Here is a 14,658-nt window from a genome sequence, read left to right on the forward strand (position 1 = left end):
CGTCGGGGTTGGCGACGGTCTGCGAGGTCGCCGTGGTCAGAAAGCCGACGCCGACGGGCTTGCCCGTGCTTTTGGCTTGAGCCCGCGCTGTGTCGAGCGCCGTTTCGTCCGCAGTCCGGGTCTTGGGTGGTGAGGCGGGCCAGCTCGCGTCGGCGGGACCGAAAGTGCGATCGCCGCTGGCGGCTGCGGCGGCCGGAGCCGCCAGAAGGCCAAGGCCCAGGGACAACGCGGCAACGCCGGAAACCGGGCGCCACCACGCCTGGAAGGCGCGCTCGCGTGGCGAGGGCCCCTGCCTCGGTATCCACGAAGGGGAAATAGAAGGCCTCAAGGCAGAGATCCTCGCTGATGAAATAAGAGCCGGGTAAAGTCCGCCTCACTTTCGCTTCGCAAAGATCAAATTGTCAACGAACCCGGTACTCCGATTGCCCCATTTGACCGATGTGTTGACTGGTGCACCTTGGTGATCTCGATCACTCCTGGATCGGGAAACTCGATGGTTTTAATTGAGGGTGCAGCAGATGCGGGGTCCCGAAAGCGGCGGCAGAAGGCGTGGGGGCGACGTGGGGCGGTGGCAACTCGCCATAGTCGTCACCGCGTGGCGATCGGGGGCGCGATTCGGCCAGATCCACACCGAACTCGCCAGCGGCGCAACGAAGATGGCTGGTTATCCCCCCGGAAGTCTGAAGCCTGGCCGAATTTCGCATGCGAATGGCGAAGCCGAGTTCAACCGATGAATTCTGCCGAAGAGCAAGGAAGTTGAGTCCGAGAGGGAGGGCGGGAAGCTACCCGACCACCGTATGACTCAATCTCGCGGCACAAACACGAGCCCCGCCCCCCGGACGCGGCTGAGTAGGTCCAGGGCCGGAGGCGTCCCCACTGACCAGCTCTCGTAGAGCAGCTCTGCTGGGGGGATGCCCGACCCGTGACGGGGGAAGACGCCTTGCCCAGGGGGAACGACTCCTTGAGGGCGGTGAATAGCGAGCCCGCCCGGACGGCGCCCCGATCTACGTGATCCTCGACAACCTCTCCGCCCACCTGAACTGGAGAATCCGCAGGTGGGCGGCCCAGAAGAAGGTCGAGCTGTGCTTCACCCCGACCTACGCCTCATGGGCCAACCCGATCGAGGCGTACTTCGGACCGCTACGGCAGTTGACCCTGGCCAACTCGAACCACCACAACCACACCGTCCAGCACCGGGCCCTGCACGCCTACCTCTGCTGGCGCAACTAAAACGCTCGCCACCCCGATGTCCTCGCCGCGCAACGACGCGAACGCGCATGAATCCGCAGCGAAAGAGGCATCCGCCGGGGCGGCAGCCCAGTCACAGCACTAGCCAGCGACAGGGCAGGCGGGAACCCGCGTTCCAGCCAGCCCCGTGTGCAGTCACCTCATTCCCGGTGGCTACACTCGGCCAACTCGTGATCATCCCGCGCCACTGCCCCGGGCCTTCAGACCGGCCGGACGTGTGCCGATGCGCCACGAGTCTTCTGCCGCGGCGTCATGCCGCCTTTTCACCACGGGGGACTTTTCCATGTCACGACGATGGGGCCGGATAGCGGCCACCGGCGGCTGGGTCGCCGCGCTGCTCGCCACTGCTCTGGGCACCGCTGCTCCGGTATCGGCGGACGGCTCCTACAGCTTCACCTTGGGTGATGCCCCGACGCTCAACCCGGGCCAGTCCCAGTTCGGGGTAGGTGGCAGGGGGTCGGGTACCGCCGACGGCTACCTCATCTACGCGTTCGCCACCAAGCCCCTCACCGGCCAGGCCGGAGACGGAGCCGGGCTGCCCGCCGGGATCACCTTCAAGACCGATGAGCCCAGCAACTGCACGCCGGTCACCGGCTACACCGCCGTCTACAAATGCCGCGTCTACGGCGACTACGGCGACAACGGTTTCCGGCCTGGCCCGCACGTCGACATCGCCGCCGACACTGCGGACGAGACCACTGCCTACTACGGTGCCGTCTACTATCCCCGCGGCGGGGACCTGGATGCCGCCGTCAGGCAGGCCCAGACCGTGGGCACCGCACCGGCCGACGGCACCCACGGGACTTCCCACTTCACCGTGCTCACCGCGGAGCACGTCGCCCGCAACACCGTCACCTTCATCACCCCCGACATACCCGCGGGTACTCCCACGAAGCAGACCCTGCGCATCCACGCAGTCGACAAGGGCCGCTTCTCGGTGTCCTTCGGCCAGGGGGGCGGCCAGCCCAACTGGTGGGATCACAATGTGGACATCCGTGTCACCCAGGTCAGCTCCGGCGCCACCGCTCAGTGCACCCTGGTCCGCCACGGCGGGATGAACGACTTCGCCTCTGGGGCGTCCTCCCTCGGCTGCGACGTGACGCCCGGCGATGTCGACATCACCTACAGCGTCCTCGCCGCACCCGGCACGGAAAGCTGGAAGATCGGCGGATGGGCCTTCTACCAGGTCTACACCTACGGCGGTAGCCCCCAGCCGACGAGGGGCAACTTCGCTATCCAGGGCACACCGATCCGCGACCGCGTCCGCCTCCTGGCACGCGACGCCAACGGCGGGCTGTTTGATTACGGCGGCACCGGCAAGGGTGACACCCCCTTCCGGGACCGCTACCAGATGGGGACCGGCTGGGGCATCTACAACGCCATCACCAAGCTGTCCCCGCTCCAAGCGGACCAGACTGCCGGCGACCTCGTCGCCCGGGACGCCGACGGCGTTCTCTGGTACTACCGCGGCATCACCGGCCCCTATGGCGGTCTGGCCGACCGTGTCCGCCTGGGAGCCGGCTGGAACACGTACAACACCCTCACCGGCGCGGGCGATCTGAACAGTGACGGGAAGGCCGATCTCCTCGCCCGTGACGGCGCGGGCGATTTCTGGCTGTACCCGGGTACCGGAAACCCGAAGGCTCCGTTCGGTGACCGCATCCGTATCGGCTGGGGCTGGAACGGCTACAACACCCTCGTCGGCGGCTCCGACCTGAGCGGTGACGGGAAGCCCGATCTCCTGGCCCGCGACGGCGCCGGTGACCTCTGGCTGTACCCCGGCACCGGAAACCCGAAGGCCCCCTTTGGCGACCGCATCCGCGCCGGCTGGGGCTGGAACGCCTACAACCAGCTCACCATCCCGGGCGACCTCAACTCCGACGGCAACGCGGACCTCCTGGCCCGCGACGGCGCCGGTGACCTCTGGCTCTACCCCGGTACCGGGAACCCGAAGGCTCCCTTCGGCGACCGGATCCGCGTCGGCTGGGGCTGGAACGGCTACAACCAGCTCCTCTAGACGGGGCCGGGACTGACGCGGTGGCTAGCGCTCCGCTTCCCCTTCGGCCCCTACTCGGCCAACTCAGCTGACTCTGTCCCACCTCGTGCGCCTGTCCCGACATTCCTTGCCGGGGCGGGCGCACTGGTATTCCGGGACTAACCGGGTTCGCGCCGCGCTGTCGGGAGCGTGTCGGAGAAGGTCCCCACGGCGGGGTGCAGAGGGGGCTCGCCGTCCCCGCTGAGGTTGGCGTGGCCGAGCATGCTGCCGCCGTCGAGCAACGAGGTCGCCACGCCGGGAATCACGTCAGACGAAATGGCCCCTCGCTTCCTCCAGCGGTCCGCGCAGCAAGCTGCTGAGCGCCTCGTACCTGTCGCTTTCCAGGAAGTAGCTTCCTGTGTGGTGGTTGAGGAAGAAGCGTCCGGTCGTGTCGATGAGGATCATCGACCGGTCGAACGTGTCGTAGCCGACCGGGAATACGGCTGTGCCGAGGTTGGCGGCCAATTCGGCCACGTCCTCGCCGCTCTCCTCATAGATCCAGTGCGGAGTGAACACCGCCGCGTCCGGCGGATCGCCGGGGATGTCCAGCCGCAGGTTCCCGTACTCGCGTACGAAGTCCACCGCGGTCCGGATCGATTCCAGGGGGAAGCCCTCGGCCGCGTACCTGGGGTATCGCCGAGGTGAGCCCAAAAGGGGCCACGGGATGATCTTGAAGTCCTGATGCGCTTGGACTCACCTGCGGCGGCGGGCGGCGGGGTCGCTTTCGGCGACGTGTCGGGCGACCGAGTCGACGCCGGGACGGGCGTACCGCTCCAGGGAGCGGACGGATGCGTGGCGGGAGCGGGCCAGCAGCATCGGGGTCGAGGTGCCGTCCTCCGCGTCGTGCGTCAGGGCACTGTGCCGTAGCCGGTGAAGCGTCCAGCCGTCCAGGTCCTCGATGTCCTCGGGTGAGGCGAGGGGGGTGGCCAGCAGTCGGGTGTTCTCCTCGAAGATCTCCTCAGCGCGGCGGTAGGAGAGCCGGGCACGGCCGGTCTCCGGGCACACGTCGAGCGCCGGTGTTCCGGCCAGGGCCTTGCGGTCGGTGAGGAACAGCGGGCCGCGGGTCCGGCGGGCGATGAGTCGGGGCAGGAGCTGTGCGGTGCCGGACTGCCAGTGAATCCACTCGGTCTCCCCGCCCTTGGCGGTGATCCTGCCCCGCTTGTCCTGCGGGTAGAGGTCTTCCACGTTGAGGCACAGCACCTCGTCGGCCCGTGCGGCGGACTCGTAGAGCATCTTCCACTGAGTCTTCTCCTGCAGCGCGACGTCGAGGCGCCACAAGGCGGCGATCTGGTTCTCCGCGAGGGCCTTGGCGCGGTCGGGTGGTGCCGGCCGCCGCTCGATGCCGATCGTGGGATCGCCTTCGATCCAGCCTTGGTGCTGCCACCAGCCGATTGCCTTACGTGCGATGGACAGTTCCCGGTTGACGGTGTCGGCGTCCATCTCGTCCGCCCGTGCCGCCGCCAGCTCGGCCAGTACCTCCGGCAGTGCCGGGTCGTCGATCGCGGCGACGGGGAAGAGGGGCGGCTTCGCGCCCCGGCGGGCGGGTCCGGTCGGCGACGGTTCGCCGGCGAGCATCCAGCCCCACGTCGTCAGCGAGATCCGGTAGATGCGAGCGGAGGACTTCGCGATGCCCGCGCCGGTGAGGTACCGATCGACCGCCGCGGTGTACGACGCGCGAGGGGCAGACGGGGGCACCACCCGGGCGCACGGCACCCGAAACGCGCCCTCGCTCCCGAGTTCGGTCACTGGTTCGATCGGCACGCTCGCCCCGCTTCCCGGCACCGCCGCAGTAAATGCGTACACCTCGCCCCGGCGGTCGGAATGGCCCGCCGCAGGTCGCGGTGATCACCGTAGGGGTCTGCCGCAGTAAATCCGGCATTTACTGCGGCGGACCAGAGCGCCGGCGGATGGACGGTGGTCACCAGTCGCGGCTGGAGTCCACGCCTTCGATCAGCGCCGCGCGAGCGGCGGACAGATCGCGCCCGGCAACTGTCTGTGCTTCGTCCGCCAAAAAGTCCAGTGCGTCGAACAGGTCCTCGCGTTCCACGGTCTCGATGAAGCGCGAGCGGCTGTCCATCGCGTTGAAGGCGACGCCGAAGGCGTGTCCGATCTCCGCGATGTTGCCGTGGTGCTCGCCTCCGGTGACTTCGGCGAGGAATGCGTCTCGGGTGGCCTTGTACTGGGCAACAGCCTTGCGGTACGCGGCGCGGGGTATGTGCTCGCTGCCGTCCCAGTCGCGGAGCGGTTTGGCGGTGTTGGCGGCGACCCATTCCGGCTTGCGGGCACCGCGGACGTCGAGCTCCACTCCGTGCCGCACGTGGGGACGCCAGGCCTTGCGCATCGCGGCCGCGTAGTCGGCCGGAATGCCGTACAGCGAAACCTCCTCCAGCTCGGGGAGGTGGCGGGGCAGCAGACAGTCGGACGCGTCCATCCCAAACAGCTCTGTGATGGCGAGCGCCTGCAGCTGCGGCAAATGGTTCAGCGCTCCTGCCGAGGTGAGCGTGCCCAGGTTTCCGGACAGCGACAGGCGGGTCAGATCCGGGAAGGCGGCGACGAGGCCGGTGCAGTCGAGCCGGGTGATCCCGCGGACGGTGAGGTGTTTGACGCCCGCCCGTACTACGCCGCGGGTGTGTTCGGCGGCCAGATCGTCGGCTGTGTACGTCAGCGCATACGGGGCATGCCAGTCCTCGCGGTCGCCGCCGTCCCAGTGCCGCTGCCGGGCCAGTTGTTCACCCCGCCCCCATGCCGAGCCATAGGAGTACGAGGGTTCGGTCACCAGCGGGGGCAGGGAGCCGATCACCGTGAAGCTTCTCGGGAGGACCCACCCGTGGTTGCAGTGGGAGAGTTTGCCGCTCCAGTTGTGGTGCGTGAGCCGGAGTGGCTGCACATCGCCCAGGTCGGCCACGGCCGCAGGCTCGGGCCCGGACCAGTCCAGTTCGAGAACCGCAGCGCACTTTGCCGCGGCGTCGAGGCCGGTGACCTGCGAGGCGGTCCAGGCACCGAGCGCCTCGGAGTACACCGCGACGACGTCGCCTACGGCGACCGGCCTCGGTGGTTGGTCTCGTTTCATGCCCGGATGCTAGCGGCCCGCGTCCCACCCGCTGCGTCCGAGGGACGGTCTCGGTGCGCAGGGCCGTGACCCCCGGCCAGCGGGCGACGTACGGCCAGCGAAAACGACGCTCTGGGCTCGTCCTCGGTCTCCAATTGGCACCTGTGATCGGCGTACGCGTACCGTCCAGTACTCCAGTGCGACTTCGTGATCTAGGTGTCCGGGTGGCTACTGAGTCATCTTCAGAAGTCCGCACAACCGTTGATGATCACGCGGTGGCCGCTCCCGAACAGGTTCCACCCGCCAACTGGTGCCATGCGTGACCGCACCCGTCGGCGCAGAACCGCTCCCGGCGACGCTCGTCCGCCACCCCCAGTAGCGCGACCAACAGCCGAAATGCCTTCACACGCTCGCCCTGCGGCAGGTTAATGATCTTTGCCAGCTGCACATTCAGCTGCCCACGCATGATCAAAACCGCGGGCGTGTAAGTCGGCCGAAGGCCAGAGCGTCGCACGCTCTCGGGCCCGTCCTGCTCCATTGCGCGAGCCTGCATGCAGTGCCCGCACAGATCCCGCAAGACCTCGAATTGGTTCTCAGCTGGCAGAGCTTCGAACCACTCGACACCCCGTTCCATCGGACGCAATCCCTGAGCGAGCATGTTCAGCATCACCGTGCGCTCGTCCATCTTTCTCCCTCTGCGATCAGCCGAGGCGAGTCGCCCCCCGTGGGCCATCGAACCAGATCGTGAAGTACGACTGGCCTATCAGGCGGCCTGACCGAAGCCTTCGCTGGTCAGGCCACCCTCTCGCAGCGCGGTGAAGTCGACGTCGAGCGTCGGGTCGTACGCGTCGGGCTGGATGCCGAGCTCGTGAGTGGAGCACTCGCCGAACCGGTTGATGTGCTCGGTCAGGTACGGCGAGATGTGGGCCAGGTCCTCCGAGTCGATGGTCCATCCCTCCTCCAGCAGCTGCCGCACGATCTCCGCGATGTCCAGGGCGTTGTGGAAGATCACCGCGTTTGTGAGCAGCGCGTTGAATTTCATCGCCTTCTCCTGCTCGACCGGGTCGTTGTCGGCGATGACGCCGCGGTTGCCGAACCCGATCCACTGGGAGAACCGGTTGAACGACTCGACCTTGTTCGTCGCCGCGGTCACCCGCCGGCGCAGCGGGGCATCCGAGAGGTAGCGCAGCAGCTGCACGGTGCGGATGACGCGGCCGACTTCGCGGAAGGCGGCAGGTGGCGTTCTTCTTCGACCCGGACCGCAGGCGCTTGAGCAGCGTGGATGAGGAGATGGCGCCCTCGCGTACGGAGACGGCCACGCGCATCAGGTGGCGGAACTGGGACTCGATCAGCCGAAGTCGATGACATTCTTGCCCACCTCGCCGAACAGGGCGTCGATGTGCACGTACTCCGTCTGCTTCGACGGCCGGTAGAAGGTCATGCCCCTTCCAGTTCCTGATCCTGGGCATCAGGTCGAAGCCCAGCAGGTGGGCGAGCGCGAACACCGGCTGGGACTGGGGACGACAACAACATCACCAACGACACTGAGCCGAACGGGTGACGGGCCGGGCCCTCACGGATTCAAGATCATCCCACGGCCCCTTTTGGGCTCACCTCGGCGATACCCCGATATCAGGGATGCCGCGCCCTGGTGGTTCTGCGGCTGGACGTCCTGGACGCGGCCCACACCGAGCTCACCTCGCGGGGGGAGCTCACCCGGGACCCGGGCCGGTCGTGGAACCCGGGGCCCGGCCATGCGAGGCGGCGGTCAACATCTGGAACGCCCGCCGGGCGTTGGTGAGCCCCACCCCCTCGTCCCACCTGAGGTTAGGACGAGGGGGTGGGGGCGGGTGCCGGGGTCTCGGCGGACCAGAAGTCGGAGTGGACGTTGGGGGTGGGGATGGGGGCGCCGGCTTCGTACGTGCGTCCGTTTGCCACCTTGGTCGGCGCCGTCACCTTGGACTCGTCCACACAGGGGCTCGTGACTTCGAAGAAGGCCTGCCCCTTGTAGCCGAAGAGGACGCTGATGCCGAAGCCGTCCGAGGACTTGGCGTAGATCGCAGGCATCTCCTTGTCCGGATTCACCGTCGTGATCCGATAGCCGCTGGCCTTCCAGAAATTCTCGACCACACCGAGGAAGTTGCCGCGGCGCTCGGGGGAGACGACCGTCATCACGGTCCAGTAGCGAGTCACGTCGCAGCTGCCGGTCGTCGTCGTGTCGTGGACCCATTCGATCTCCGGCTTGATCGCCCCGACCGTCTCGTAGAACATCGCGTCGGCGCGCTCCGCCGCTCCCTGCATGTCCATGCCTGACACTGCTCCTCGTCCGTCCTTGGTGCCGTCCCTGGTGCCGTCCTTGGTACCGCCCGACTGCCCGCATCCGGCGAGCAGCGCGCCGGCCACGGCCATCGCACAGGCCAGGCGCAGGGTCCGTGTGATGGGCCTCATCGATGCTTCTCCCTCACGATTTTCTCAGGGTGTCCGGCGACGATCGTGGCGATGTTGTCCGCCGATACCTGGTCCTTCTTCGGAGTGAAGTACTGGGAGTGGGCGTCGAACCCTCCGAAGTCGCGGATCATTCTGGGGCCGTCGTCGACCAGGAAGCGCTGTGCCCCGAAGGCCTCGCTCGCCGGGTCCTTGCCGAAGTACACGTCGTCATTGCCGATGTCGAAGAGGTCACGTGCGACCGGAACCCCCAACGGGCCTCCCAGCACCCAGCCGAGCGCTGCCTCGCCCTTCGTGGGCAGGTGGGTGACCGGGTCGTTGTCGGCGGCGCCGACGAACACGTGGTCCTTGCCCACGCCGAGCTCCGTCGCCTTCTGCGCGTCCACGCCGGGGCTGCCGAGCAGGATCACATCGTCGACGCCGGGGATTCCGCCGGACTCCTTGGCGGCCGTACCCACAGTGAGGGAGCCGTAGGAATGCCCGATCGCCGTCACATGGGGGTCCTTGTTCTCGTTCGTCGCCGAGAGGCCCGCCATGAACTCGTTGTACACCGGGGCGCCCCGCTGTGCGTCGCCCTTCGACATCACGTCCACGTCCTGCGGGGCGTCGTAGCCCAGCCAGATGATCGAGGCGCTGGACGGGTCCAAGCGCCGGGCACCGATGGCCGTGTCCTGGGCCCGCTTCATCGTCTCCTTGACGAACTCGTCGTTGAGCTTGGTGCTGAGACCGGGGACGTACGCGGAGACGTTCTTGGAGGTGTCGGGGTTGCCGTACGAGACGATGGCGCGTCCGTTGCCCTCGTCCCCGATGCCCAGAAGGAACATGGGCGGGCGGCTCGGCTCGTGCAGTTTGTCCTGGATCATGCGGAGGGCGTCGAGTTTGGTCTTGGCGTCGTCGCCGCCCCGGTGCGCCAGGTCGTCGATGAGGACCGGCAGGTAGGCTCGGTTCGCCTCGTCGCGGGAGAGCGCCGGGATGCCGTCCAGGCCGCCGATCAGGTCCGGTGCGATCTCCAGGTACTCCCGGCGCTGTTCGTCGCTCAGGCCGTCCCACCACTGCTTGCGCTCGGCGGGGCTCTTGTCCTCGGGGATCCCTTCGCCGAGGTATTTGCCGGCGGTGGAGCGGACGTCGGAGGTGTCCTTGAAGACGTCCTTCAGCGTGGCCTCGGTGACGTCGAGGCCCTTCTCCGCCTTCAGAGCGCCGAGGGTCTTCGCGTACCGGGCGTCTATCTCCTGCGCGGACCGTACGGCCCGGGCGACCCGGTCGGCCACGTCCTGCGCCTTCGCCGCGTTCGGGTTCAGAGGCTTGAAGCCCGAGAAGCCGGGGTACATCGGCGACTGTCCCTGCGAGCCGAGGACGGGCGGTTCGAGCGGGAGGCGGGAGCTGCCCTGGACCTTGCTGCCCGGGGCCTCCTTCTTCGCCCCGGCCAGGTCCTCGACCTCGGTGGCCGGGTAGCTGACGGAACCGTCCTCGTGGACGGTGAAGTTCAGGGCGGCGGCGTCCGCGAGGGCCTGCTTCAACTGGTTCTGGGGCTCGGCGAGATCGGCGGCGAGCCCGTTGAGCGCCGTACGGACGAGTCCGCACTCGGTGTGCAGGTACTGGAAGTTGCGGCTCAGGCGCTGGAGTCGGCCGAGGGCAGCCTCGGCCGACTCGCTCTTCTGGGTCTCGCGGAGCTTCGCGGACATCGCGCCGTCGACCCGTAGGCGGTCGGAGTCCGAGCGGCCCGAGACCTCGTGCCATTTGTCGCCCGCCTCCGTGAACTCGGAGGTCTTGAGGTCGCGCAGCTGGAGCCAGGTGAGCGTCGTTGTGGTCATCGCTTCCCGTCCGCCTTGCCGCCGCCGTCGACGGTCTTGAAGGACGTCTCGATCGCGGTCTCCGTCTCGCCCATCTCCTTGGCGACCGTCAGCAAGCTTCCCTTGAGCTGCTCGCACTCGTCGCGCACCGCCTGGAGCCGTTCCTCCCAGGAGGTCAGCACGCTCTTGAGGACCGCGACGGAGCTGAGACCGGCGGCTCCCGCCTCGATGCCCTCGTGGCCGGGGCCGAGCGCCGACCGGCTCGTCTCGGTACTGGTACGCAGCTCGCCGGCAGTACCGGAGGCGCCCGTCCAGGGACCGCCGCTGTGCTCGAGGTCTCCGGCCCCGCCCGCGCCCCCGCCGGTCCCGGGGTCAGGGGCCGCCGAGGCCAACCTCAACGCGGGCCCGCCGTCGGCCGGTCCGAAAAGCTCCTGCCAGCGCTCCGAATAGGACACCGCTCCCCCGTCTACGTCTGCGTACCTTTGCCGCGCCCCGAGAGACTAACGCAGGCCACGCACGTGTGTGCGATTGGGAATGGTTCGTGGCCCCCAGCCCGCGTGGAGCGGACCTGGGGGCAAAGCGAGCACGGTGGTGCGATTGCTGTCCTCCATCGGGGCCGGGGCCGGAGCCTCCTCGGCCGCCCGCAGGGCAGCTGCGACGATCCGGTCACAGCGCCCCGGTGTAGGCGGCTCGATGCTCTCGACGCGGCAACGCGCCAGCAACTCCACCCGCACCTGCTCGGGCCTGCGTTCCTTGTGCGCAACGTGCTCGGCCAGATGAGCCGTCAGCTTGGCCGCATCCGCGACGCTGCACTCACGGAATCCGAGATGTCCCCGGATCTGCGCGCGGTGGTACTCGACCGTACGGCCCGTCCACTCGTAGAAACCCAGCTCAGACGCAAGAACCTGTACCTGTCGAGCCACGACAAGCGGGGCTCAGCAGATCCGGCGTGACCACCCGCGCCACGCCGCCGGTGGTCGCAAGTGGCGTACCGGCTCCAGGTTCCGCCGGCTTCGGTCACCAGGCGGGGCGGTGGTCTCGTCGCGGTGGCCGGGTGCCATCGTGTCGGAGCCGGGTCCTGGAGGACGGGTTGGCGCATCGCGGTGGCAGGCGCCAACCCGGTGCCCGGCCGGTTCAGTCGATGCCCTTGAGGTAGACGCGACTGTGCTGGCCGTCGACCTGTGCCACGGCGACGTGCAGTGCGTCCAAGTCGCCCTTGCAGGGCGCGCATACCTGGGCCTTGCGGATGCCCGGGAGGGAGTCCGGTTCCGGCAGGCCGAGGTGGGCGAAGGGGGCCACCGGGGTGCTCTCACCGGCGAACGGCACGGCCCGGGCCTTCACCGGTTCCTGTGGCTTCAGGCCTGCGAGGAAGCCGTCGACCGTTTCGGAGGGCAGGAGGAACGTCAGGAGGAGACCGTCGTCCTGGAACCCCTTCTGGTAAGCGGCCTTGGCCTCGCTCGCCGATGCGGGAATCGGCACCTGCAACTGCTGCGCGACCGTCTCCACGCTCACACCCTCCAGCCAGTACGGCGGCATCTGCCGCCCCGGCGGACGGCTCGCGTCCTGGGCAGTCTCCGAGCCGGTGTCCCCCGTACATCCGGCGATGAGACCGGCGGCGAGCAGAGCCAGGCCCGCCGACAGCGCCGGGTACCGGATCCGTCCTCGCGTACGGCTACGGCTCACCGGGCGTCCTTGTTGCGGCCGATGTCCGTGCGCGTCCCGTCGCGGCCCGGGTCCTCGGGGCCGGGCCACGCGCTCCCACTCGTCCCATGTCATCAGGTCATTCCACCACGCACCTTGATCCAGATGCGGTCGATATCCGGCCGTAGGCAGGCCAGATGGAACCTCCCAGGAGGGACGAGGAAGGCGGATCACCAGTCAGTGTGTGTGCTCTGGAGGTCGGATCCCTGGCTACCGACGATCGGGAGTACGGGGCCGGGTCGGTCATCATGGACCGGTGAACCCTCGTGACCTCGATCTCGTCATCGCCGCCGTCCATGCCGTCGGGCCGTGTCCGCCGGGCGAGGAGGCCGACTGGACGGACCGGGTGCGGGAGCGGGCCGTCGGTCTGTACGTGCTCGGGGACACGGTCGGGCAGGACATCGCCCGGCTCGACGCCGCCAAGCAGTTCACGGCCACGCTGCTGGACGTGAAGGTGGAGTCCTCCAGCACCCGCGGGGTCCTGGTCCTGCGCAACACCTCCGGCGAACTCGAGCAGCCGATCCGGACGGACCGCGGAGACTCCGAAGCCGGCCGGGCGATGACCGAACGGGCCCGTGCACTGATCGGCCACCGGGTACGGGTCTACCGGCTCAACGAGCGGATGGCCTCGAACCCGAAGCTCGAGGTACGCATCGTCGTGCACCTGGCCGACTTCGGTCTGGACACCGACCCGGTTCACGAGAACAGCGCGAAGCAGAACGTCCTGGCGGCCGCCGAAGGCGACACTGCCATGGCACAGCACGCCTGGTCGGAGGCGGGCCTCCCGGAGTCCGGGGCGGTGTCCGTGCGACAGCTGGCCGACGCCCTGGCCCGTCTCCCCCAGGCCGACGGGTAGCCCTCACGGCGGATCGCTCGCTGACTGGCTGTCCGTCGCAGAGGAGCCGATAGACGGGTCGTCACGGCCTTGGAGTCGGCCGAAGCTGCCGTGCCTGCGGGTCAAAGCAGTTGAGGCCCATCGATGAGGCGACTTCCGCAGCATGGGCAGATGCCTCGCCGGCCATGCTCCAGCGCATGGGGAAGTAGATCAAGGGGCCGCGGGCCTCCCCGATCAGCGGAGCGGTTGACCACGGTGAGGTGTCATCGTCATCTTCGGTGAGATCCGGCCACCGTTCCAAGAGCACGGCGACGAAGGCCGCTATTCGCTCAACCGGAGGAACCGCCGACCCTTCCGTATCGATGTACCGGTCATACAGATCGTTGAAGCATCGAGCTGCAGCAGCGTCATCGGCAGGCCGCTCGCCCTCCCAAACAGCAAGGTCATAACTCATGGCCGAAGACTGCCATCCCGCACCGACAGCAGCACCGGCGGACCAGATCATCCAGCCGAGGGGTGAACCGGGCCAGATCACCTGAGACGGGGGGCCAGGTCATTGAAGACGGCACACTGGCCTCGCTCGTTGGCCGGTTTCTGTAGCGCTGTCCTCCGACGCTGAACATGGGCAGAGCGCGCCGACGTCGCCATCGGGACGATCTACTACCGTTTCGAGGACAAAGAACAGCTGATCACCGCCCTGACCGAGCGGATGCTCGAACGCCGCGAGGAATACGTCGCCGAGCAGCTGCTCGCGGCCGAGCCCTTGCTCTCAGGTGTCATGGACGCCTACGCGCACGCCTTGCTGCAGCCCTCGTCGGCGACGGCTCCGCCCCGGCCGGGCGCAAGGCGTACCGCACCTACGCCGACCGGATCGCCACAGTGACGAGGAAGGAGTGACTGCGACGGACCATGCTCACGAAACTGGTGGCAGCGTCGCGGACACCCGCCGTGCGGTGTGATCTTGCGGTCGTCCGCCGGTATCAGGCTGCGGCGGGCAGCTCGGTGCGGGTGCGCTGGATGAGGTCGGCAACCTCGGGATGCCTCTTCCAGGGTGTGAGCGCGCGTGTGACGTCGTGGAGGTAGCTGTGGGCGCGGGAGGAGTGGATGTTGCTGAGGATGCGCAGCGAGGTGTTTGCGGCGGTGAGGCCGCGTTCGAGTTCGTGGTTTTGGAGGTGGCTGGTGGCCAGGACGGCCATGCGGATGCCGGTGGCGCAGGTGAAGCGGTCTGCCGGCATGGGCTCGGCCAGTGAGTTCCAGGTGAAGGCGCCCTTGGGGTCTTCGAGGTCGCGGTGTACTTCGGTGGCGTCGGCGGCGAGCCGGGCGTGGGTCATGTAGGCGAGCTGCTCCGGGTCGTGGCTGCCCGGTCGGATGGAGTCGAGCTCGGCGGTGAACTACTACGGCTCTATCACCGTCGACTACGAACGCGAGCTCGCCCAGCTCGACGAGCGGGGACACCGGCCGCTGCGAACCGTGACCGTGGACGAGGCCGGAGCCGGGCTGTAGCAGTGATCGGCCCCAGCGCCGCTATCCCTGTATCCGACGGCTATGAGGCATG

At 68.2% G+C, this 14,658-nt stretch carries 16 protein-coding genes and 2 pseudogenes; 5 read left to right on the top strand and 13 right to left on the bottom strand.

All coding sequences use genetic code 11. The annotated features are described in order from the left end of the window. Positions 1 to 981 precede the first annotated feature (981 nt). Both OHU74_RS36830 and OHU74_RS36835 read left to right on the top strand, forming a co-directional pair. Positions 982 to 1,281: pseudogene (locus tag OHU74_RS36830) on the top strand (transposase); the annotation flags it as partial. 250 nt (positions 1,282 to 1,531) lie between these two features. Beyond that, the gene (locus OHU74_RS36835) at positions 1,532 to 3,265 is read left to right on the top strand and encodes a VCBS repeat-containing protein (RefSeq protein WP_331721047.1); all 1,734 of its coding nucleotides are present in this window, start codon (positions 1,532 to 1,534) and stop codon (positions 3,263 to 3,265) included. A 137-nt stretch (positions 3,266 to 3,402) separates the two neighbouring features. Here OHU74_RS36835 and OHU74_RS36840 read toward each other — a convergent pair whose 3' ends face one another. The 11 genes and pseudogenes from OHU74_RS36840 to OHU74_RS36890 all read right to left on the bottom strand — a co-directional run bounded on the left by OHU74_RS36840 (position 3,403) and on the right by OHU74_RS36890 (position 12,250). Beyond that, entirely contained in the window at positions 3,403 to 3,537 is a 135-nt protein-coding gene (locus tag OHU74_RS36840) for a hypothetical protein (protein ID WP_331721048.1), read from the bottom strand. A 13-nt stretch (positions 3,538 to 3,550) separates the two neighbouring features. Continuing rightward, entirely contained in the window at positions 3,551 to 3,865 is a 315-nt protein-coding gene (locus OHU74_RS36845; protein WP_371619900.1) for an SUKH-3 domain-containing protein, read from the bottom strand. A 111-nt stretch (positions 3,866 to 3,976) separates the two neighbouring features. Continuing rightward, positions 3,977 to 5,044, bottom strand: coding sequence for a tyrosine-type recombinase/integrase (locus tag OHU74_RS36850; protein WP_371619901.1), 1,068 nt, complete (start codon positions 5,042 to 5,044; stop codon positions 3,977 to 3,979). Between the two features lie 157 nt (positions 5,045 to 5,201). Continuing rightward, positions 5,202 to 6,353 (bottom strand): hypothetical protein, encoded by a 1,152-nt coding sequence (locus OHU74_RS36855; RefSeq protein ID WP_331721051.1) that lies wholly within the window; start codon positions 6,351 to 6,353, stop codon positions 5,202 to 5,204. A 247-nt stretch (positions 6,354 to 6,600) separates the two neighbouring features. Then, a complete protein-coding gene (locus OHU74_RS36860) occupies positions 6,601 to 7,017 on the bottom strand; it encodes a DUF5958 family protein (RefSeq protein ID WP_371619902.1) in 417 nt (138 codons plus the stop codon). 78 nt (positions 7,018 to 7,095) lie between these two features. Beyond that, a pseudogene (locus OHU74_RS36865) lies at positions 7,096 to 7,801 on the bottom strand (Tn3 family transposase). A gap of 358 nt (positions 7,802 to 8,159) precedes the next feature. Next, entirely contained in the window at positions 8,160 to 8,780 is a 621-nt protein-coding gene (locus OHU74_RS36870) for a hypothetical protein (RefSeq protein WP_371619903.1), read from the bottom strand. Beyond that, positions 8,777 to 10,588, bottom strand: coding sequence for an alpha/beta hydrolase (locus OHU74_RS36875; protein WP_331721054.1), 1,812 nt, complete (start codon positions 10,586 to 10,588; stop codon positions 8,777 to 8,779). Before OHU74_RS36875 ends, OHU74_RS36870 begins: the two co-directional genes overlap by 4 nt. Further along, the gene (locus OHU74_RS36880; protein WP_331721055.1) at positions 10,585 to 11,022 is read right to left on the bottom strand and encodes a hypothetical protein; all 438 of its coding nucleotides are present in this window, start codon (positions 11,020 to 11,022) and stop codon (positions 10,585 to 10,587) included. The genes OHU74_RS36875 and OHU74_RS36880 overlap by 4 nt, the downstream gene beginning before the upstream one ends. 45 nt (positions 11,023 to 11,067) lie before the next feature. Continuing rightward, the gene (locus OHU74_RS36885) at positions 11,068 to 11,490 is read right to left on the bottom strand and encodes a DUF4158 domain-containing protein (protein ID WP_331721056.1); all 423 of its coding nucleotides are present in this window, start codon (positions 11,488 to 11,490) and stop codon (positions 11,068 to 11,070) included. A 211-nt stretch (positions 11,491 to 11,701) separates the two neighbouring features. Beyond that, positions 11,702 to 12,250: a hypothetical protein gene (locus OHU74_RS36890; protein WP_371619904.1), complete on the bottom strand. Its 549-nt coding sequence runs from the start codon at positions 12,248 to 12,250 to the stop codon at positions 11,702 to 11,704. Between the two features lie 274 nt (positions 12,251 to 12,524). On the opposite strand from OHU74_RS36890, the gene OHU74_RS36895 reads away from it, so the two are divergent. Next, positions 12,525 to 13,124, top strand: coding sequence for a hypothetical protein (locus tag OHU74_RS36895; protein ID WP_331721058.1), 600 nt, complete (start codon positions 12,525 to 12,527; stop codon positions 13,122 to 13,124). A gap of 61 nt (positions 13,125 to 13,185) precedes the next feature. Here the strand turns inward: OHU74_RS36895 and OHU74_RS36900 are convergent, their stop codons facing one another. Beyond that, positions 13,186 to 13,557 (bottom strand): hypothetical protein, encoded by a 372-nt coding sequence (locus OHU74_RS36900; protein ID WP_331721204.1) that lies wholly within the window; start codon positions 13,555 to 13,557, stop codon positions 13,186 to 13,188. A 201-nt stretch (positions 13,558 to 13,758) separates the two neighbouring features. Here OHU74_RS36900 and OHU74_RS36905 point away from each other — a divergent pair, with 201 nt between their 5' ends. Next, entirely contained in the window at positions 13,759 to 13,986 is a 228-nt protein-coding gene (locus tag OHU74_RS36905) for a hypothetical protein (protein WP_331721205.1), read from the top strand. A 97-nt stretch (positions 13,987 to 14,083) separates the two neighbouring features. Here the strand turns inward: OHU74_RS36905 and OHU74_RS36910 are convergent, their stop codons facing one another. Then, positions 14,084 to 14,434, bottom strand: coding sequence for a hypothetical protein (locus OHU74_RS36910; protein ID WP_331721059.1), 351 nt, complete (start codon positions 14,432 to 14,434; stop codon positions 14,084 to 14,086). 37 nt (positions 14,435 to 14,471) lie between these two features. Here OHU74_RS36910 and OHU74_RS36915 point away from each other — a divergent pair, with 37 nt between their 5' ends. Then, complete coding sequence (locus OHU74_RS36915) at positions 14,472 to 14,606, top strand: hypothetical protein (RefSeq protein ID WP_331721060.1); 135 nt, start codon at positions 14,472 to 14,474, stop codon at positions 14,604 to 14,606. Positions 14,607 to 14,658 lie beyond the last annotated feature (52 nt).

It is taken from the genome of Streptomyces sp. NBC_00454 (genome assembly GCF_041434015.1).
Lineage (GTDB): Bacteria > Actinomycetota > Actinomycetes > Streptomycetales > Streptomycetaceae > Streptomyces.

Bases quoted from the DNA above. Each gene is read 5' to 3' on its own strand.
- OHU74_RS36910 (WP_331721059.1), bottom strand. From the start codon at position 14,434: ATGACCCACGCCCGGCTCGCCGCCGACGCCACCGAAGTACACCGCGAC.
- OHU74_RS36870 (WP_371619903.1), bottom strand. From the start codon at position 8,780: ATGAGGCCCATCACACGGACCCTGCGCCTGGCCTGTGCGATGGCCGTG.
- OHU74_RS36915 (WP_331721060.1), top strand. From the start codon at position 14,472: ATGGAGTCGAGCTCGGCGGTGAACTACTACGGCTCTATCACCGTCGAC.
- OHU74_RS36875 (WP_331721054.1), bottom strand. From the start codon at position 10,588: ATGACCACAACGACGCTCACCTGGCTCCAGCTGCGCGACCTCAAGACC.
- OHU74_RS36860 (WP_371619902.1), bottom strand. From the start codon at position 7,017: ATGGACGAGCGCACGGTGATGCTGAACATGCTCGCTCAGGGATTGCGT.
- OHU74_RS36835 (WP_331721047.1), top strand. From the start codon at position 1,532: ATGTCACGACGATGGGGCCGGATAGCGGCCACCGGCGGCTGGGTCGCC.
- OHU74_RS36900 (WP_331721204.1), bottom strand. From the start codon at position 13,557: ATGAGTTATGACCTTGCTGTTTGGGAGGGCGAGCGGCCTGCCGATGAC.
- OHU74_RS36855 (WP_331721051.1), bottom strand. From the start codon at position 6,353: ATGAAACGAGACCAACCACCGAGGCCGGTCGCCGTAGGCGACGTCGTC.